The 18,653-nt window shown below is 71.1% G+C and carries 15 protein-coding genes; 11 read left to right on the forward strand and 4 right to left on the reverse strand.

Features of this window, described 5'->3' with window-relative positions; all coding sequences use genetic code 11:
* Positions 1-6: 6 nt before the first annotated feature.
* From miv_RS04395 to miv_RS04430, 8 genes are all read left to right on the forward strand, one after another.
* Positions 7-1,257 carry an ABC transporter substrate-binding protein gene (locus miv_RS04395; protein WP_207181605.1) on the forward strand — a complete coding sequence of 417 codons (1,251 nt, stop codon included), beginning with the start codon at positions 7-9 and terminating at the stop codon, positions 1,255-1,257.
* Between the two features lie 109 nt (positions 1,258-1,366).
* Positions 1,367-2,245, forward strand: a complete 879-nt coding sequence (locus miv_RS04400) for a branched-chain amino acid ABC transporter permease (RefSeq protein WP_048430487.1) — start codon at positions 1,367-1,369, stop codon at positions 2,243-2,245.
* A complete protein-coding gene (locus miv_RS04405) occupies positions 2,245-3,285 on the forward strand; it encodes a branched-chain amino acid ABC transporter permease (RefSeq protein ID WP_207181606.1) in 1,041 nt (346 codons plus the stop codon). Before miv_RS04400 ends, miv_RS04405 begins: the two co-directional genes overlap by 1 nt.
* Positions 3,282-4,013 (forward strand): ABC transporter ATP-binding protein, encoded by a 732-nt coding sequence (locus miv_RS04410; protein WP_207181607.1) that lies wholly within the window; start codon positions 3,282-3,284, stop codon positions 4,011-4,013. Before miv_RS04405 ends, miv_RS04410 begins: the two co-directional genes overlap by 4 nt.
* Positions 4,006-4,710 (forward strand): ABC transporter ATP-binding protein, encoded by a 705-nt coding sequence (locus miv_RS04415; RefSeq protein WP_207183391.1) that lies wholly within the window; start codon positions 4,006-4,008, stop codon positions 4,708-4,710. The genes miv_RS04410 and miv_RS04415 overlap by 8 nt, the downstream gene beginning before the upstream one ends.
* Positions 4,711-4,769: 59 nt before the next feature.
* A complete protein-coding gene (locus tag miv_RS04420; protein WP_207181608.1) occupies positions 4,770-5,351 on the forward strand; it encodes a hypothetical protein in 582 nt (193 codons plus the stop codon).
* Between the two features lie 315 nt (positions 5,352-5,666).
* Positions 5,667-7,820, forward strand: coding sequence for a methyl-accepting chemotaxis protein (locus miv_RS04425; protein ID WP_207181609.1), 2,154 nt, complete (start codon positions 5,667-5,669; stop codon positions 7,818-7,820).
* 220 nt (positions 7,821-8,040) lie between these two features.
* The gene (locus miv_RS04430) at positions 8,041-8,571 is read left to right on the forward strand and encodes a protein phosphatase CheZ (RefSeq protein ID WP_244748863.1); all 531 of its coding nucleotides are present in this window, start codon (positions 8,041-8,043) and stop codon (positions 8,569-8,571) included.
* 61 nt (positions 8,572-8,632) lie between these two features.
* Here miv_RS04430 and miv_RS04435 read toward each other — a convergent pair whose 3' ends face one another.
* The 3 genes from miv_RS04435 to miv_RS04445 all read right to left on the reverse strand — a co-directional run bounded on the left by miv_RS04435 (position 8,633) and on the right by miv_RS04445 (position 10,248).
* Positions 8,633-9,175: a GNAT family N-acetyltransferase gene (locus tag miv_RS04435; protein ID WP_207181612.1), complete on the reverse strand. Its 543-nt coding sequence runs from the start codon at positions 9,173-9,175 to the stop codon at positions 8,633-8,635.
* A gap of 78 nt (positions 9,176-9,253) precedes the next feature.
* A complete protein-coding gene (locus miv_RS04440; RefSeq protein WP_207181614.1) occupies positions 9,254-9,571 on the reverse strand; it encodes a DUF6916 family protein in 318 nt (105 codons plus the stop codon).
* A gap of 5 nt (positions 9,572-9,576) precedes the next feature.
* Complete coding sequence (locus miv_RS04445) at positions 9,577-10,248, reverse strand: phage tail protein (protein WP_207181615.1); 672 nt, start codon at positions 10,246-10,248, stop codon at positions 9,577-9,579.
* Between the two features lie 1,019 nt (positions 10,249-11,267).
* Here miv_RS04445 and miv_RS04450 point away from each other — a divergent pair.
* The 3 genes from miv_RS04450 to miv_RS04460 all read left to right on the forward strand — a co-directional run bounded on the left by miv_RS04450 (position 11,268) and on the right by miv_RS04460 (position 17,893).
* Positions 11,268-13,961 (forward strand): Hint domain-containing protein, encoded by a 2,694-nt coding sequence (locus tag miv_RS04450; protein ID WP_280529463.1) that lies wholly within the window; start codon positions 11,268-11,270, stop codon positions 13,959-13,961.
* 217 nt (positions 13,962-14,178) lie between these two features.
* Positions 14,179-17,133, forward strand: a complete 2,955-nt coding sequence (locus miv_RS04455; protein WP_207181619.1) for an FkbM family methyltransferase — start codon at positions 14,179-14,181, stop codon at positions 17,131-17,133.
* Positions 17,134-17,209: 76 nt separating this feature from the next.
* Complete coding sequence (locus miv_RS04460) at positions 17,210-17,893, forward strand: hypothetical protein (protein WP_207181620.1); 684 nt, start codon at positions 17,210-17,212, stop codon at positions 17,891-17,893.
* Between the two features lie 231 nt (positions 17,894-18,124).
* Here miv_RS04460 and miv_RS04465 read toward each other — a convergent pair whose 3' ends face one another.
* Positions 18,125-18,652 (reverse strand): phosphate-starvation-inducible PsiE family protein, encoded by a 528-nt coding sequence (locus miv_RS04465; RefSeq protein ID WP_244748864.1) that lies wholly within the window; start codon positions 18,650-18,652, stop codon positions 18,125-18,127.
* Position 18,653 lies beyond the last annotated feature (1 nt).

Below are 18,653 nucleotides of genomic sequence, written 5' to 3' on the forward strand. Positions count from 1 at the left end.
CAGCGCATGATCCGTCGTCGAGAACTCTTGGTGGGGGCCGGCGCCCTCTCGCTCGCGAGCCTGCGCGGCACGCCCGCCCGCGCCGCCGCGCCGGAGGTGGTGGTCGGCGCGCTCTACGCCATGTCGGGGCCGAGCGCGCAGGTGGGCGTGGATGCCCGCCACGCCATCGAGACGGCGCTCGACCTCATCAACAACGACCACGACCTCGACCTGCCGGGCGCCAAGGGCGTCGGGCTCGCCGGGTTCGGCGGCGCCAAGATCCGCCTCGTCTTCGCCGACCACCAGGCCGACCCGCAGAAGGGCCGCGCGGAGGCCGAGCGCCTGATCACCCAGGACAAGGTGTCGGCGCTCGTCGGCTGCTACCAGTCGGCGGTCTCCGCGACCGTGAGCGCCACCGCCGAGCGCTACGGCGTGCCGTTCGTCTGCGCCGATTCCTCGTCGCCGAGCCTGCACCGCAAGGGCCTGAAGTACTTCTTCCGCCCGGCCGCCCACGACGAGATGTTCTCGACCGCGATGTTCGACTTCCTGGATGCCCAGCGCAAGCAGGGCCAGAAGATCGACTCGGTGGCCCTGTTCTTCGAGGACACGATCTACGGCGTCGATTCCTCGACGGTGCAGCGCAAGCTCGCCGCCGAGCGCGGCTACAAGATCGTCGCCGACGTGAAGTACAAGAGCAATTCGCCCTCGCTGACCGCCGAGGTGCAGCAGCTCAAGACCGCCAACGCCGACGTGCTCTTGCCGACGAGCTACACCACCGACGCGATCCTGCTCACCAAGACCATGAGCGAACTCGGCTACAAGCCGAAGAGCATCATCGCGCAGGCCGCCGGATTCTCCGAGAAGGTCACCTACGACGCGGTCGGCGACAAGCTCCAGGGCCTGATCTCGCGGGGCAGCTTCTCCCTCGATCTGGCCGCCAAGCGCCCGATGGTCGCCACCGTCAACGGAATGTACAAGGCCCGCGCCGGCCGCGACCTCAACGACAATTCCTCGCGCCAGTTCATGGCGATGATCGTGCTCGCCGACGCCCTCGACCGCGCCGGCTCGACCGACGGCCAGAAGATCCGGGCGGCGCTCGCCGCGACCGACATTCCGGGCACCCGCACGGTGATGCCCTGGACCAAGGTGGCGTTCGGTCCCGACGGCCAGAACACCTACGCCGACCCGGTGCTGCTGCAATGGATCGGCGACAAGTTCGTCACGGTCTTCCCCGAATCCGCGGCCGCGGCGCCGGCCAAGTGGCCGATGAACGCGTGAGGGGACGCTCTTCCTCCTCTCCCCGCCCGCGGGGAGAGGAGGAACCTGCGCCATTCCTGGCGCCGATCGATCCATCATTGCGCGCCGCCCACCGGAGCCCGAATCCCCCATGACGACGCAAGCCCTGGTGCAGGTGCTGGCGAGCGGCCTCCTGATGGGCTTGATCTACGCCCTGATCGCGGTCGGCCTCTCGCTGATCTTCGGCCTGATGGACGTGGTGAACTTCGCCCATGGCGAGTTCCTGATGCTCGCCATGTACGCGACCTTCGGGCTGGTGCTGGTCACCCGGCTCGACCCGGTGGTGCTGATGCCGCTGGTCGCCGCCCTGCTCTTCATGCTGGGGGCGGCCGCCTACATGGGCGTGGTGCGCTTCGCCATGCGGGCCAAGGCCAACCAGGGCATGGTGCAGATCTTCGCGACGTTCGGGCTCGCGATCCTGCTCCAGGGGGCCGCCCAGTACCTGTTCACGCCCGATTACCGCAACGTCCAGAACACGTGGCTCGGCGGGCGCACCCTCGAGCTCGGCGGGATCTTCCTGCCCTGGCCGCAACTCTTCGGCGCCGTCGTGTCGCTCGCCGCCTTCGGGGGGCTGCACCTCCTGATGAGCCGCACCGATTTCGGCCGCGCGCTGGAGGCGACCCGGGAGGACCAGGGCGCGGTGGCGCTCGTCGGCATCGACCGCAACCGGGTCTTCGCCCTCGGCTGGGGTTTGGGCGCGGCGCTGGTCGGCCTCGCCGGCGCCGTGCTGGCGATCTTCTACTACATCCACCCCCAGGTCGGGGCGAGCTTCGCGCTCATCGCCTACGTCACGGTGGCGCTCGGCGGCTTCGGCAGCGTCGCCGGGGCGCTGGTCGCCGGGATCATCGTCGGCCTCGTCGAGGCGTTCACGGCGGTGATCCTGCCGCCGGCGCTGAAGTCGATCGGGGTCTACGCCCTCTACCTCGCGGTGGTGTTCGTGCGGCCGCAAGGCCTGTTCGGGAGGCTCTGATGACCGCCGCGACCACCACCCTGGCGCCGGGCGCCGGCCTCGCGCGGGCTGAGGCGAGCCATGCGGCCAGGCGCCGGCGCAAGCTCGTCGTCGCCGCCGTGGTCTTCGCAGGCCTCGCCGCGCTGCCCTACGGCATCACCGACATCTACCTCCAGAACGTCCTGATCCTGACCCTGATGTACGCCGCGCTCTCGCAGAGCTGGAACATCCTGGGCGGCTATTGCGGACAGGTTTCCCTCGGTCACGCGCTCTATTTCGGCATCGGCGCCTACGCGACCTCGGTCCTGTTCGTGACCTACGGCGTGCTGCCGTGGTTCGGCATGCTGGCGGGCGGCGCCCTCTCGGCGGCGGTGGCGCTCCTTCTCGGCTATCCGTGCTTCCGGCTGGCCGGCCACTACTTCTCGATCGCCACCATCGTGATCGCGGAGATCGGCCTCCTCCTGGTTCACAACTGGGAGTTCGTCGGCGGGGCGATGGGCATCCAGTGGCCGTTCAACCCGGATTCGTGGTGGACGCTCCAGTTCGCCCGCGACAAGATCCCCTACGTCCACTTCGCGGTCGGCTTCCTGGCGGTGGTGTGGTTCGTGACCTGGCTGATCGAGGGCTCGCGCTGGGGCTACTGGTGGCGCGCCGTCAAGGACGACGCCCAGGCCGCCGAGAGCCTCGGCGTCGAGGTCTTCCGCTCCAAGATGGCGGCGGCCGCCGTCTCGGCCTTCTTCACCGCCATCGGCGGCGGCTTCTACGCGGCCTACGTCTCCTACATCGATCCCGAGAGCGTGATGAGCTTCCGCTTCTCGCTGCTCTTCGCCTTGCCGGCGGTGCTCGGCGGCATCGGCACGCTGTGGGGGCCGCTCGTCGGTGCGGCGATCCTGATCCCGCTCACCGAGATCAGCCGCTCGTATCTCGGCGGCAGCGGCAACGGCCTCGACCTGATGCTCTACGGCGTCCTCGTGATGGTGGTGGCGCTCGCCCGGCCGGAAGGCGTGCTCAGCCTGTTTCGCCGCACCCGCCGGGCCCGCAACGAGGAGGTCACGCCGTGAGCGAACCCTTGCTCCGCATCGACCACGTCACGCTGCGCTTCGGCGGCCTCGTCGCCAATGCCGATGTCAGCCTCGACGTGCCGGAAGGCCAGATCCTCGGGCTGCTCGGGCCGAACGGCGCCGGCAAGTCGACGCTGTTCAACCTGATCTCCGGCACCTATCAGCCGAGCGAGGGACGGATCGTCTTCCGGGGCGAGGACATCACCCCGCTCTCCGCCCCCGAGCGCTGCCGGCGCGGCATCGCCCGCACCTTCCAGGTGCCGCGCTCGTTCGACTCGATGAACGTGCTCGAGAACGTGATCGTCGGCGGCTTCGCCCGCCACGCCGGTGCCGCCGCGGCCCGGCGCAGGGCGCTGGAGACCCTCGACTTCGCCGGCCTCTCCCATCGCGCCGAGGCCGTGGCCGGCGAGCTGACCCCGCCCGAGAAGCGCCGCCTCGAGGTCGCCCGGGCGCTCGCCACCGAGCCGAAGCTCCTCCTCCTCGACGAGGTGCTGACCGGGCTCACCCCGAGCGAGGCCAAGGCCGGCGTCGCGCTGATCCGCAAGGTCGCGGCGAGCGGCGTCACCGTCATCATGGTCGAGCACGTGATGGAGGTGGTGATGCCGCTCGTCGACCGCGCCGTCGTCCTGCATCTCGGCCGCGTGCTGGCGGAGGGCCACCCGACCGAGGTGGTGCGCGACGAGGGCGTCATCACCGCCTATCTGGGGGAGCGCCACCGTGCTGCTTGAGGTCCGCGGGCTCTCCACCGCCTATCAGGGCTTGCTCGCCATCCAGGGGATCTCGATCGAGGTCGCGGCGGGCGAGATCGTCGTGGTCGCCGGCGCCAACGGCGCCGGCAAGTCGACCTTGCTCAAGTCCATCGCCGGGATGGAGCGGCCGAAATCCGGCGAGGTCGTGTTCGACGGCACCCGCATCGACGGGCTGCCGGGCCACGCCATCACGGCGAAGGGCATCGCCTACGTGCCGGAGAACAAGCGGCTGTTTCCCCGCCTGTCGGTCGCCGACAACCTGCGGCTCGGCAGCTACCTCCACCGCAAGGCGCCCGACCGCGAGGCGCCCCTGGACCGGGTCTTCTCCCTGTTTCCCCGCCTCAAGGAGCGCCTGCCGCAGCGCGCCGGCACCCTCTCGGGCGGCGAGCAGCAGATGCTCGCCATCGGCCGCGCCCTGATGACCCGTCCGCGCCTCCTGATGCTCGACGAGCCCTCGCAGGGCATCATGCCCAAGCTCGTCGACGAGATCTTCTCCGCCATCGAGGCGATCCGGGCCTCCGGCACCACGATCCTCCTGGTCGAGCAGCGCCTCGCGGAGTCCTTGAGCATCGCCGACCGGGCCTACGTGCTCCAGACCGGCCGGCTGATGCTCAGCGGGCCGGCCGCGTCCCTGCGCGACGACCCGGAGGTGCGCCGGGTCTATCTCGGCATCTGATCCGCGACTCCCGCTGCCGGCCTCGATGCTCTACAGAGGCCCGGCACGGAGACCCAGCGATGACCAGCCCCACCACCGAGATCACGCTCGAGCGCATCGCCCTGATCCGGCGCCTGGTCGTGGCCTGGGACCCGGCGGGGCAGGGCGCCCCGGCGATCCACCCGGACGCCCCCTACGGCAGTCTCGACCGCGACGGCGACATCGCCAACGTCACCGGCGACGACGAGGGCGCGGCGGAGGAGCACCGGGCGGTGGGCGCGGCGCTCGCCGCCTTCCTGCGCCACGCCGAGCTGAAGCCCGGCCGCTACACCTACCACAACCCGCTGACCAAGCTCGACCTGACGCAGGTCTCCGACGTCTTCCGCGACGAGAGCACCGGGACGGCGCCCGAGCAGATCGTGTTCGAGGTCGGACCCGAGCACATCGCCCTGATCCGCCGCCTCACCGTGGGGTGGGACGAGGCCCGCGGCGTCCCGGCGGTCGATGCCGACGCCCCCTACGGTCCGGGAACGCTGGACGACGCGATGGCCCGGGCACTCGGCGGCCCGCGCGACGACCTCGCCCGGCTGCACCGCGCGATGCAGCCCGCGCTCCAGATCTTCCTGCGCAGCGCCGACATCGCGCCGGGCGACTACGCCTGACCGCCCGCCGGTCAGTACCGGCACCGCGACCGGAGGCGGGTTCCGGGCGTTGGCGATTGCCCGACGGTCACCGGAACGAGATCTGCCGCGGAAACCCCGCGGCAGTAGCGGAAGCGACCCTATTCGCCGGGCCGGCGCCAATCCAGACTAGGCCAAAGGTCCAGTCGTAACAGTTACCACCATGGCCGACGGCCGCAGACGGCACCGCTTTACGAAAAATTTCCGCGCTTATGATGCTCTCAGGATAACGGGGTTTCCGCCTCGAATCCCATGCCCTCAACGGCAAGCAGCGCATCGCGAGCTGGATCACCCTACATGCTGACCTTGTCCAAGCTGGCCATCCGGCTGCCCGCCACCATCATCGGTCTGGCACTCGTCAGTTCGTCCGTGATGGGAGGCTTGAGCTGGTACACCGCCCGGAGCAGCCTCGTCTCGGCGGTCGAGGATCGCCTTCGGCTCGCCGCCACGGCGACCGGCCACGGCATGGCGCTCGTCGCCGATCGGGCCCAGGCCGAGTTCGTCGCCGCCGCCAACCACCCGCAGGTGGCCTCGAACTTCACCGACCTGATCGAGAACCTCGATCCGAACAAGCCGGACTATGCCGGCATCCTGGCGGCCTTCCGGGCGCCGCAGGGCGTCGAGGCGCGGCTCGCCTTCGACGGCACGACCACCAACACCATGTATGGCCGCCGGCACGTCAAGGTGCAGGAGGTGGCCCGCAAGCTCGTGGGCCCGGCCGGCTACGCCGACCTGATGTTCCTCGATACCAACGGGCGCATCGTCTACACGGCGACCAAGGGCGACGACTTCGCCGCCTCGCTCGGCGATCCGGCGCTGCGCGACACCAGCCTCGCGAAGCTGTTCGAGACGATGAAGGCGGGCGGTCCCGATGCCGTGAGCTTCGCGGATTTCGCCGCCTACCCGGTCGGCGGCCAGGCGGCCTTCATCGGCAAGCCGGTGAACCGGCGCGCCAACGTCGCCATGGGCACCGCCCAGGCGGTGGACCGCGCCGGCTACGTGGTGATGCGGCTCACCCCGGCCCTGTTCGACCAGACCCTGTCGCACCGCGCCGGCCTCGGCGAGACCGGCCAGACCCTCGCGATCGGCGCCGACGGCAACCTGCGCGGCAACCCGCCCCTCGACCCCGCCGTCAAGGCGGGCGCGCCCCTGAGCGCCCTCGGTATCGCCCCGGAGCAGGTCGCGGCCGACAAGCCCTTCACCTACGCGGTCGCCGATGGCGGCCACCGGGCGGTGAGCGCAATCGTGCCGGTGCTCGGCGTGCCCTACACCCTGGTGGCCGAGCAGGCGGATGCGGAGGCCCTCCAGGCGGTCGGCGACCTCTCCCGCCTCCTCGTGATGATCGGGCTCGCGGTGCTCGCCGGCACCGCGCTCCTCGGCCTGCTGATGGCGCGGGCGATCGTGCGGCCCCTCGGCGCCCTGACCACGGCGCTCAAGGCGCTCGCCGCCCGCCAGGTGCTCGACGCCGTGCCGGGCTACAAGCGCCGCGACGAGATCGGCGACATCGCCCGGGCCGTCGTGATGATCCGCGACATGTCCCTCGAGGAGGCGGCCCAGCAGCTCCAGACCACCGAGGCCGCGCGCCTGCGCGAGGAGCAGGCCCGGCGCAGCCTGCTGCGCGATCTCGCCGACCGGTTCGAGGCCTCCGTCGGCGGCATCGTCGCCCGGGTGTCGGGGGCGGCCGAGGGGCTGACCGGCGCCTCCGGCGCCATGCACCACGCGGTCGAGGGCACCTCGTCCCGCTCGGTCACCGTCGCGTCGGTGGCCCGGCAGACCAGCGGCAACATCGGCGCCGTCGCGGCGGCGGCCGAGGAGCTCGGCGCGACCGTGGCGGAGATCAGCCGCCAGGTGGTCCAGGCCGCCGGGATGTCGTCCGAGGCGGTGGCCCAGGCCCGGAGCGCCGGCGGCACGATGGCGGAGCTCTCCGCCGCCGCCACCCGCATCGGCGACGTCGTCGGCCTCGTCTCGCAGATCGCCTCGCAGACCAATCTGCTGGCGCTGAACGCCACCATCGAGGCGGCCCGCGCCGGGGCGGCCGGCCGCGGCTTCGCGGTGGTGGCCGCCGAGGTCAAGGAGCTGGCCGGACAGACCGCCAAGGCGACCGAGGAGATCGGCCGGCACGTCGCGGCGATCCAGGCCACCAGCGAGGGGGCGGGCGGCGCCATCGCCGGGGTGACGGCGCAGATCGAGGCGATGAGCCAGGTCACCACCGGCATCGCCTCGGCGATCGAGGAGCAGGGCGCGATGACCCACGAGATCGTGCGCCAGATGGCGGAGGCGACCGAGGGCACGGCCGCGATGACGAGCGACATCAACGAGGTCGCCAACGCCGCCGCCGCCGCCGGCCGCGCCGCCTCCGAGGTGTCGCAGGGCTCCGACGACCTGTCCGAGCAATGCGCCCGCCTGCGCCGGGAGGTCGACGGCTTCCTCGCCAGCGTCCGCGCCGCCTGACCGCATCCGCCCGATGGCCGAAGGCCGGACCCTGCCCGCGGGCGGGGCTCCGGCCTTCGCCGTTCAGACGCTCCGGTATTGCGTTGCGGCAAGTATTATGTGGGCCCGATGTTTCCCGATCGCCGTCCGTCGCCGTTCGGAATTGATTAAGCGGGTCGGGATAGGGTGTCGAACAGCGTGATGTTCGACGATTGGCCTGACGATCATGATGAGTGGCACGGTGAGCCCGGGATCCCTGGAGGACACGACGGCGCTGCTCCAGCGTCACCTGATGTCGATCTCCGAGACCATCGCCCGCACGCGCCAGGAGATCGCCGACCTGCGCGAGCAGCAGGAGAGCGGCCGCGCCCGCGACGAACTGCACGCCGTCGTCCAGGGCACCGAGCAGGCCACGCACACGATCCTGACCGTCTCGGAGACCGTCGACGCGCTTGCCCGCAACATCGCCAAGCGGGCGCAGGACGAGGCGACCCGGGCGGATGCCCGCGCCATCCAGGCCGAGATGCAGACGGTGTTCGAGGCCTGCAACTTCCAGGACCTGACCGGCCAGCGGATCTCGAAGGTGGTGCGCACCATCGTCGACGTCGAGGAGCGGGTCGGCGAGATGCTGCGCCTGTGGTCCGGCGCCGCGCCCTCGCCCGCCCGGCCCAAGCCCGACCCCCGCGGCGAGGAGGAGTCCCTCCTCAACGGTCCGGCCCTGCCCGGCGCCGCGGCGGTGTCGCAGGACGCCGTCGACGCGATGTTCCCGTAGCGCGCCGGTCACCGGCGCGATGGGACGGGGCGGGGACCGCGGATGCGCCCGCCCGGCGGCTTCAGCCGGCGATGAAGCCTGCCGGCTGCGGCGCCTTCCGGCAGGCCGGCAGCCACGCCATGTCGTAATGCGGTGGGCGCACCGCCGTGACCTGGAAGCCCAGGCGCTCGTAGAGGGAGCGCCCGTCGGTGGCGCCGACCATCGGGGTCGAGAGGGTGATCGGCAGGCGCACGCTCTCGGCCGCCGCCTGCAGGCTGCGCACCAGGTCGGTGCCGATGCCCTTGCCGCGGGCCGCCGCGACGATCGCCAGTTCCGAGATGCGCCAGTCGGCATAGCCGAGATCGACGACGAGGCGCCCGACCGCCTGGCCGGTGCGCTCGACGATGAAGTCCATGTGCTCGGGATACACGCTCTCCAGCCCCGCCCGCATGGTCCGGAACTGCTGCTCGTAGAGCGCCTGCAGCACGTCGCGGTCCGTGTCGGCCCAGGACAGCCAGGGACGCGATTCGATGAAGAGCCGCAGCAGGAAGTCCTGGTCGCTCGGGCGGATGGGGCGAAGGCCCAGGCCGCCGAACAGCGGGAGGGAGCCGGTCTGGGAGGCCATGCGGCGGGTCTCCGGTCGGGATGCGGACACAACGAGGGCGGCCCGGCATCGCGGGGATGCCGGGCCGCCCGGTGGGGCTCAGTTGAAGACCGCCTCGAAGGCGGCGGAGTTCGGCGCCAGGCCGAGGGGCATGATCCGCTCCAGATAGAGCGGGCCGATCGAGCCGAGGCGATCATGCACGATCAGGCAATGGCCGCCCGCGAAGGAGCCGGCGGCCTCCGCCGGGCAGGCGAAGACCAGGCTGAACGCGGTGCGGGCGCTCCCCGCCATGGTCGCGGTGGGCCGCTCGTTGCAGCGCACCAGCGTCGTGGCCAGGACCTCGCCCTCGGCGCCGTGCAGCGCGAACGCCTCGCCCAGGGCGGGGGCGAACAGCCCGGCCGAGAGGGTATCGAGCAAGGCGGTCAATCCGGACGGTTGGGATAGAGGCCGGTCACGGCGATGACGAAGGTCAGCGCCAGCGAGGGCTGGAAGTTGGAGAACGGCGTGGCGGCGCCGAACGGATCGACGGTCACCGTGCCGCCGGTGACCGTCGTGATGTTCACGCTCGTCTGTGCGGTCGAGGCCGGGCCATCCAGCTTGATCGCCGAAGCGGCGAACGCCGTCTTGTTGGTGCCGTTGCTGTAGATCTTATTCGTCCCAGCGAGTGTCGCCGGCAGACAGGAAGCCGGCGAGTTCGAAGTCGGTGCGTCGGTGACGCCGTACATCGTGGCCGTCTGAGTGCCGGTCGTCGCCGGGATGGTGACGGGCTGGGTGCCGGTCGTCGGCCGGAACGTCGCGGAGTGGGCGTGGGGCGCGAGGTTGGCGGCCGAGAGCGTGGTGGTCTCGGTTCCGGTCACGCCGGCCAGATTGTAGGCCGAGCCGGTCGTCGATCTGCCGGTGCCGATCGCGGTGCGGCCGGACAGGTTCGGAAGACCGAATGTATTCTGGCCGATACTGCCACCATAGATGTTCCCGACAAGCGAGAAGAGCGCCTGATATTGCCGCAGGTCCAGGATCTGCCCTTGGCACTTCAGGTACTCGCGCGGCGCCCAGTCCCAGGGCACCATGAAGATCATGCCGAGCATCGGTTCCATGGGACGAATTCCTTTAGCTTTTATATATCGCACGACAGTGATGCGAAGGCGAATCACTTCGATCTCCGAATCACCTGGCGACATGACTGGTATACGATGTCGACGTGGTGCCGCAAGCGTATGATCGAGGTCGAAGTCCTTACAAACAACGCCCGCAAATCTACCATATCATGCCGATATCAAGCGCTGAGCCGCCAAAATTTCGCACGCGCGGCGCCGTCATGGTGTCATCGTCCAGGTGTCTTCGGGACGCAGGGTACAATCGGGGTTGGCAGCTGATTTACCCCGCGGCACCGCTTTGGCCGGCGCATCAGACACCAGCATGTCGATCCACTGCCCATGCGGGCGCGTGAGAGCACGTCCCCCTGTTGGATTTTGGAGAGGAAAATCGATGCCGCCGTCCGGCATGGAGCCCGCCTGAAATGCCCTGCATACGAAATATTCAAAAATAATAGATGATCATAAATTCTAGAAATAAGCTTCTGTTTATAGCACTTGTACGAAACAACATTTACTTCACTTATAAGAATGATGTGTAATTCTGTTATGCCAAACTGCCATATCGGGTGGGAAAAATGCAACTGGCCGCAGAATACCAGGATTTTATCGAGAAAATCTCGCGTACTGTCCTTCCAAAAGGAGCGGCTGGCGTGCGATCCGGGTAGGGAACAACGAAGCGCGACGCAGGTGGGCGACTCAACGCTCTCCGGGCCGCCAGGGGTTGGGGCATTTCAATGGCCGAAGTATTGATCACGCTAACCGGCACTCAGACAAACGCCGGCGACAACCATTATTATGAGGCCTGGTATGGCACTGGCGTAGATTATACTAAATATTTAGGCCAGTTCAGGTCGAGCTTGAACTCGGACGGATTGTATCGCGCCTCGTTCATCGTGGATGCGAGTAGCCCCGGAGCCACTGCGTCTGCTTATACAGTCAGAGATAGCGACGCCAGCCCTGTTATTGTTGTCAGTGATGCCCCAAACGACGGAACGACGTCGACGAGCAGCACCCTTTCGTTGACGGCGACTCGGACGAATCTGACGGCCGGCCCGCAGGGTGCGACCGGCGCACAGGGAGCGACGGGCGCCCAGGGGACCACCGGTGCTCAGGGCACGACCGGCGCCCAGGGCGCAACCGGCGCGCAGGGCGCAACCGGCGCCCAGGGCACGACGGGTGCCCAGGGGACCACCGGTGCTCAGGGCACGACCGGCGCCCAGGGCGCAACCGGCGCGCAGGGCGCAACCGGCGCCCAGGGCGTGACCGGTGCTCAGGGGACGACGGGCGCGCAGGGCGCTACCGGCGCGCAGGGTGCGACCGGCGCGCAGGGCGCCACCGGTGCCCAGGGCGTGACCGGTGCCCAGGGGACCACGGGTGCGCAGGGCGCCACCGGCGTTCAGGGCGCGCAGGGCGCCACCGGTGCCCAGGGCGTGACCGGCGCCCAGGGGACCACGGGTGCCCAGGGCGCCACCGGCGTCCAGGGTGCGACGGGCGCGCAGGGCGCCACCGGTGCCCAGGGCGTGACCGGCGCCCAGGGGACCACGGGTGCGCAGGGCGCCACCGGCGTTCAGGGCGCGCAGGGCGCCACCGGTGCCCAGGGCGTGACCGGCGCCCAGGGGACCACGGGTGCCCAGGGCGCCACCGGCGTCCAGGGCGCGACGGGCGCGCAGGGCGCCACCGGCGCTCAGGGCGTGACCGGTGCCCAGGGGACCACGGGTGCGCAGGGCGCCACCGGCGTTCAGGGTGCGACGGGCGCGCAGGGCGCCACCGGTGCCCAGGGCGTGACCGGCGCTCAGGGGACCACGGGTGCGCAGGGCGCCACCGGCGTTCAGGGTGCGACGGGCGTGCAGGGCGCCACCGGTGCCCAGGGCGTGACCGGTGCCCAGGGAACCACGGGTGCGCAGGGCGCCACCGGCGTCCAGGGTGCGACGGGCGCGCAGGGCGCCACCGGTGCCCAGGGCGTGACCGGTGCCCAGGGGACCACGGGTGCGCAGGGTGCCACCGGCGTCCAGGGTGCGACGGGCGCGCAGGGCGCCACCGGTGCCCAGGGCGTGACCGGTAGCCAGGGAACCACGGGTGCGCAGGGTGCCACCGGCGTCCAGGGTGCGACGGGCGCGCAGGGCGCCACCGGTGCCCAGGGCGTGACCGGTGCCCAGGGGACCACGGGTGCGCAGGGTGCCACCGGCGTCCAGGGTGCGACGGGCGCGCAGGGCGCCACCGGTGCCCAGGGCGTGACCGGTAGCCAGGGAACCACGGGTGCGCAGGGTGCCACCGGCGTCCAGGGTGCGACGGGCGCGCAGGGCGCCACCGGTGCCCAGGGCGTGACCGGTGCCCAGGGGACCACGGGCGCGCAGGGCGCGACGGGCGTGCAGGGCGCCACCGGCGACCAGGGTGCTCAGGGCACGACTGGTGCCCAGGGTGCTACCGGCTCCCAGGGCGCGACAGGTGCCCAGGGTGCGACGGGAGCGCAGGGCGTCACTGGCGCCCAGGGTGCCACCGGCGAACAAGGCGCGCAGGGTGTGACCGGCTCGCAAGGTGCGCCGGGGACCCAGGGTGCCACCGGTTCCCAGGGCGCGACGGGGACCCAGGGTGCGACGGGGGCGCAGGGCGTCACTGGCGCCCAGGGTGCCACCGGCGAACAAGGCGCGCAGGGTGTGACCGGCTCGCAAGGTGCGCCGGGCACCACCGGCTCCCAGGGCGCAACGGGGATCCAGGGTGCTACCGGCTCGCAGGGTGCCACCGGGTCCGCGGGTGCCACCGGTTCCCAGGGCGCGACGGGGGCCCAGGGTGCCACCGGGTCCGCGGGTGCCACCGGTTCCCAGGGCGCGACGGGGGCCCAGGGTGCTACCGGGTCCGCGGGTACCACCGGTTCCCAGGGCGCGACGGGTGCTCAGGGTGCCACCGGGTCCGCGGGTGCCACCGGTTCCCAGGGCGCGACGGGTGCTCAGGGTGCCACCGGGTCCGCGGGTGCCACCGGTTCCCAGGGCGCGACGGGGGCCCAGGGTGCCACCGGGTCCGCGGGTGCCACGGGCGCGACCGGTCCGACGGGTGCCGACGGCCCGACCGGGGCCACCGGCCCGACCGGTCCGGTCATCTGCTTCGCGTCCGGAACGATGATCCTGACGCCGGAGGGTGAGCGTCCGGTCGAGGTCCTGCGGCCCGGCGACGCCGTCGTCACCGCTTCGGGCGAGACGGTCGCCGTCGCTTGGGTCGGCCACCGCCATCTCGACCTGCGGCGCCATCCGCAGCCCGAGCGGGCCCAGCCGGTCCGGGTCGCCGCGCACGCCTTCGGCCCCGGCCTGCCGCACCGCGACCTCGTCGTCTCGCCCGGCCACGCGCTCTTCGTCGAGGACGTGCTGATCCCGGCCGGTGTGCTCGTCAACGGCACGTCGGTGGTGCAGCTCGACCGCTCGGAGGTGGTCTACCACCACGTCGAGCTGGCGGTGCACGACGTCCTGGTCGCCGACGGCCTGCCCGCCGAGAGCTACCTCGATTGCGGCAACCGCGGCACCTTCGAGAACCACGACGGCCCGGTCACCCTGCACCCGGACCTCGTCGCCTCGGCGCTGAACCTGGAGCTGGCCTGCGCGCCGGTCGTCCTCCACGGCCCGGTCGTCGACCGGGTCCGGGCCCGGCTCGCCGCCAAGGCCGAGGTCGAGGCCGAGGTCAAGGCCGGGCGCTCGGTCCTCGCGCGCCTCTTGCGGCGGGCTTGAGGACGCCGCGCCGGCTCCGGCCGGCGCGACCTTCCGCAACGAACCCGGCCCGCGGCGCCCCGACGGGCGCGCCGCGGGCCTCGTCGTGACAGGGCCGCGGCAGCCTGGGGGAGGCGATTCCCCCCAGTCCGCGTCCCGGACTCATTCTCGGATCATCCCCGCCCGAACCGTCTCTCCCGGCGATCCCCGGCGCCTCCGCCCGTCACCAGGAACCCGCATGACCCCGTCCGACCAGACCGTCTGCCTCGCGATGATCGTCAAGAACGAGGCGCCGGTGATCCGCCGGTGCCTGGAATCGGTGCGTCCGCTCATCGACCACTGGATCGTCGTCGATACCGGCTCCACCGACGGGACGCAGGACCTGGTGCGCACGATCCTGGCCGACCTGCCGGGCGAGCTGGTCGAGCGCCCCTGGGTCGATTTCGCCCATAACCGGTCCGAGGCCCTGGCGCTGGCGCGCGCCCACGGCACCTACACCCTGGTCATCGACGCCGACGACGAGATGCTCCTGCCGCCCGGCTACGTGCTGCCCGACCTCACGGCGGAGGCCTACGAGGTCACCATCACGGATGCCCCGCTGACCTACCGGCGGATCCAGCTGGTGCGGAACACCCTGCCGTGGCGCTACCGCGGGGTGCTGCACGAATTCGTCGAATGTCCGGAAGCGACGAACCGCGCCGTCATCGACCTGACCATGCGGCGCAACCACGACGGCGCCCGCCGCCGCGACGGCGAGACCTACCGGCGCGACGCCGCGATCCTGGAGGCGGCGCTGGCGACGGAGACGGACCCGTTCTTCATCGCCCGCTACACCTTCTACCTCGCCCAGAGCTACCGCGATTGCGGTGCCCACGAGCAGGCGATCGCCGCCTACCTGCGGCGGGCGGATCTCGGATACTGGCAGGAGGAGGTCTACGTCGCGCTGCTTGCCGCCGCCCGGCTGATGCCGGGCCTCGGGCGCCCCGTGGACGACACCCTGGCGGTCTGTCGCCGGGCGATCGCGCTCTGCCCGCACCGGGTCGAGGCCCGTCACCATGCCAGCCGCGTCTGCCGCCTCGCCGAGCGCTACGAGGAAGGCTTCCGCTTGGCCGGAGCCGCCTTGACCTTCAGGCCGCCGGAGGGCGCCCTGTTCATCGAGCCCTGGATCTACGACTACGGCCTGCGGGACGAATACGCGGTCAACGCCTACTGGGCCGGCCATTACTGGCACAGCCTTGCCGCCAACCTCGACCTCATGGCCTGCCCGACGGCGCCGGAGGGCGAGCGCCAGCGCTTCGCCGTCAATGCCCGCTTCGCCCTCGAGAAGCTGCCGATCCCCCTCGAAGGGCGGCGCGGCTTCCTGCAGACGACCCGCCCGGGCATCGCCCCGAGCGACTTGCCGGGCTTCTGGTCCGGCTTGACCCGCGCCGCGCCCTGGGTGCCGACGCGCCCGCAGGGCGGAACGGAGCTGATGCACGAGGGCCTGTCGCGGCGTCTCGGGCCGGCGCTCGCTGGTCTTCAGCTCTGCCTCAACGGCTACGACGAGGGCCGGATCGACGGGCGCCCGCTCGTGGTCTGGATCCACCACGCCCCCGACCAGCCGGCCGTGGCCTGGCTCCGCGAGCCGGCCAAGGTCGCCCGCGTGGCCCGCTTCGTCTTCGTCTCCGAGTGGCAGCGGGCGCAGTACCTCGCCACCTTCGCCCTCCCGGCCGAGCGCTGCCTGGTGCTGCGCAACGCCACCGAGGTGCCGGAGCGCGACCGCGCCCCCGGCCGGCGCCGTCCCCTCAAGGTCGCCTATACCAGCACGCCCTATCGCGGGCTGTCGGTGCTGCTGGACGCCTGGGCGCAGGCCGCGCCCGAGGCGGCCGAGCTGCACGTCTGGTCGTCGCACAAGCTCTACGGCCCGGGTGCCGACGACGCGCCCTACGCCCAACTCTATGCCCGGGCGGCGGCGCTGCCGAACGTGCACTACCACGGGCTCCTGCCCAATGCCGAGCTGCGCGCGGCGCTGGCCGACATCGACATCCTGGCCTATCCGAACACCTTCGCGGAAACCTCCTGCCTCGCCGTCATCGAGGCGATGGCGGCGGGTTGCCGGGTGATCTGCCCGAGCCACGGCGCGCTGCCGGAGACCACCGCCGGTTTTGCCCGCCTCTACCCCTTCGTCGCCGATCCGGCCGAGCATGCCCGCGTCTTCGCAGCGATCCTCGCCGAGGAAATCGCCGATCCGTGGCAGGCGGAACCCGAGCGGGCGGCGGCCCAGCAGGCGCATTGCCGCCAGGTCTACGACTGGACCGCCCGCGTGCCGGAGTGGCAGCGCCTGATCGAGGGCTTGCGCGCGCCCGCACCCGCGCCTCGTTTCGCGCCGAGCTTCCGCCGGGTCGAGGCGCGGCACGGCGCCTTCCTGGTGGTGGAGCAGGACTTCATCGGCCGGACGATCGCCCAGACCGGCGAATGGGAGCCGCACCTGATCGACTTCGCCCGCCTGGTCCTCGACGAGGCCTCGCATGTCGTCGATCTCGGCGCCAATCTCGGCTACCACACGGTCCGGCTCGCCGGCCTCGTCCCGCGCGGCTCGGTCCACGCCTTCGAGCCGCTCGACCTGTGCTTCTCGCTCCTGCAGCAGAACGTGCTGGCCAACCGCTGCGACCACGTCCGCACCTACAAGATGGCGGTGACCGACCGCTCCGGCGACACGGTCGAGATGGAGCCGCTGGAGGCGACCCTGACGGCCGCCGGCACCGTCAATATCGGCCATACCGGCATCGGCCGGAGCAGCGCCGGCCAGGCCGGAGACCTCGTCTTCACGGTCCGGCTCGACGACCTGCCCCTGCCGCCGATCGCCCTCGTCAAGATGGACATCCAGGGCGCGGAGGCCGCGGCGCTCGCCGGGATGCAGGACCTCATCGCCCGTGACCGCCCGGTTCTGTTCATCGAGATCGAGGAGGAGCACCTGCGCCGGCACGGCTCCAGCTCCAAGGCGGTGATGGAGCACCTGCTCGGCCTCGGCTACAGCCTCCTGCGGATCCGCAACGAGTGGCCGACCGACCACCTGGCGATCCCCAACGAGCGCGCCGACCTCATCGCCCGCTGCCGCGGCCAGACGCAGTACGCGACGGACTGGATCGCCGGCTCGCGGGTCGAGCTGCATTTCGAGACGACGCATCACTACGCGTCGGTCGTGGCGTCGTGACGGGCGCCAGCCGGTCCGGCGCCCGCTCCGCCGTCGCGCCCGATACCCCGGATGGCCGTCGTTTCCACGGCGCGCCATGACGAGAGCCAGCGACGACGACCTCATCGCCCGCTCCGGGCTGTTCGACGTCAACCACTACCTGCTCGAATCGCCCGATGTCGTGGCGGACGGGGCGGATCCGCTGGAGCATTTCTGCCGCTTCGGCGCCCGCGAGGGTCGGCGCCCGAACCTCTATTGCGATCCGGCCTGGTACGCAGCGCTGTATCTCGGCGGGAATCCGGAGGGCGTGAACCCGCTCTGCCACTATATCCGGATCGGCGAGCGCTCAGGCTACCGGCCAATCCCCTATTTCGAGCCGGCCTGGTACGCGCGCGTCTACGCCTTGCGCCCCGGCACCTCTCCGCTGCGGCACTACCTCACCCATCGCCGCAGCCAGCTCTACGCACCCAATTCCCGCTTCGACCTCGCCCACTACCTCGCGCGCTACGGCGCCGAGATCGGCCGCAACCGCGACGCCTTCGCGCACCTGCTGCGCCACGGCGCGCGGCGGGATCTCGCCTCGTCGGCGGATTTCGACGCGGCAGCGTACCGGGTGCGGCATGGCCTTCCGGCGCAACCCGCCTCGGCGCTCATCGCCGATCAGGAGGCGTGCAACCCGCTGGTCCACCGCCTGACGCAGGAGGCCGCCGAGGAACAGGCCCGGCGGTCGGGTGCGGGGCGATCCTCGTGGTGGCGGTGCCTCCTGAACCGCACCCGATGACGATGCGCCGGTCGCGGGGCGGCCGGCGCATCGCGCGGGGATCGCGCCTCAGTTCAGGAGGGTTTTCGGCTTCACCAGCGTGCCGCGAGCGGAGAGGAACGCCACCACGATCCACGGGCAGACGAAGACCAGGAAGAACAGCAAGCCCATCACGCGCCTCCTTCGGTTTCACCGGATTCCAACCCCGTCAATGCCGTGCGGCCGGCGGGGGTTGCACGCCTCGGCCCCACGCTACTCCTCTCCCGCCGGCGCGCCGGTGTCCCGGGCGCGGTGGAGCAGGAAGATCGACGCCACCATCACCAGGATCAGCCCCGCCAGGACGACGAGCTCGATCATCGAGGCGCGAAACAAGGCCTCCTTCTGCGGGCTCCACTCGGTGGCGTGCATCTGCTCGGCAGTCTGGAGCGTCAGCACCAGCACGCGCCGGATCGAGGCGATCAGCCCGACGATAAGGAACGGCTCGCAGCTCAGCCGGCCCGAGCGCATCGACACCCGCACCGTGTGCAGGATCTCGACCAGCATCAGCAGGAACAAGAGCCGGTCGACCACGTCGAGGAGCTGCGCGGCGGCGCCGACGGAGGTCACCGCCTTGAAGGTCATGCCGGCGGCATCCACCAGGGCCATCACGGCGGTCAGCGCCAGCAGCACGCCCAAAGCCGCGTAGATCGCGTGCTCGGTGTGGAGGAAGACGAAGGCCGAGAGCCGGGTCAGCCACCCGCCCTCCTTCTCGGCCTTCTCCAGTTTCGCGGTCTCCACCATG

Source organism: Methylobacterium indicum (assembly GCF_017347565.1).
Classification (GTDB): Bacteria; Pseudomonadota; Alphaproteobacteria; order Rhizobiales; family Beijerinckiaceae; genus Methylobacterium; species Methylobacterium indicum.

Coding starts and splice junctions, on each gene's coding strand:
- miv_RS04435 (WP_207181612.1), bottom strand. CDS start 9,175: ATGGCCTCCCAGACCGGCTCCCTCCCGCTGTTCGGCGGCCTGGGCCTT.
- miv_RS04465 (WP_244748864.1), bottom strand. CDS start 18,652: ATGGTGGAGACCGCGAAACTGGAGAAGGCCGAGAAGGAGGGCGGGTGG.
- miv_RS04460 (WP_207181620.1), top strand. CDS start 17,210: ATGACGAGAGCCAGCGACGACGACCTCATCGCCCGCTCCGGGCTGTTC.
- miv_RS04455 (WP_207181619.1), top strand. CDS start 14,179: ATGACCCCGTCCGACCAGACCGTCTGCCTCGCGATGATCGTCAAGAAC.
- miv_RS04445 (WP_207181615.1), bottom strand. CDS start 10,248: ATGGAACCGATGCTCGGCATGATCTTCATGGTGCCCTGGGACTGGGCG.
- miv_RS04395 (WP_207181605.1), top strand. CDS start 7: ATGATCCGTCGTCGAGAACTCTTGGTGGGGGCCGGCGCCCTCTCGCTC.
- miv_RS04420 (WP_207181608.1), top strand. CDS start 4,770: ATGACCAGCCCCACCACCGAGATCACGCTCGAGCGCATCGCCCTGATC.
- miv_RS04400 (WP_048430487.1), top strand. CDS start 1,367: ATGACGACGCAAGCCCTGGTGCAGGTGCTGGCGAGCGGCCTCCTGATG.
- miv_RS04405 (WP_207181606.1), top strand. CDS start 2,245: ATGACCGCCGCGACCACCACCCTGGCGCCGGGCGCCGGCCTCGCGCGG.
- miv_RS04425 (WP_207181609.1), top strand. CDS start 5,667: ATGCTGACCTTGTCCAAGCTGGCCATCCGGCTGCCCGCCACCATCATC.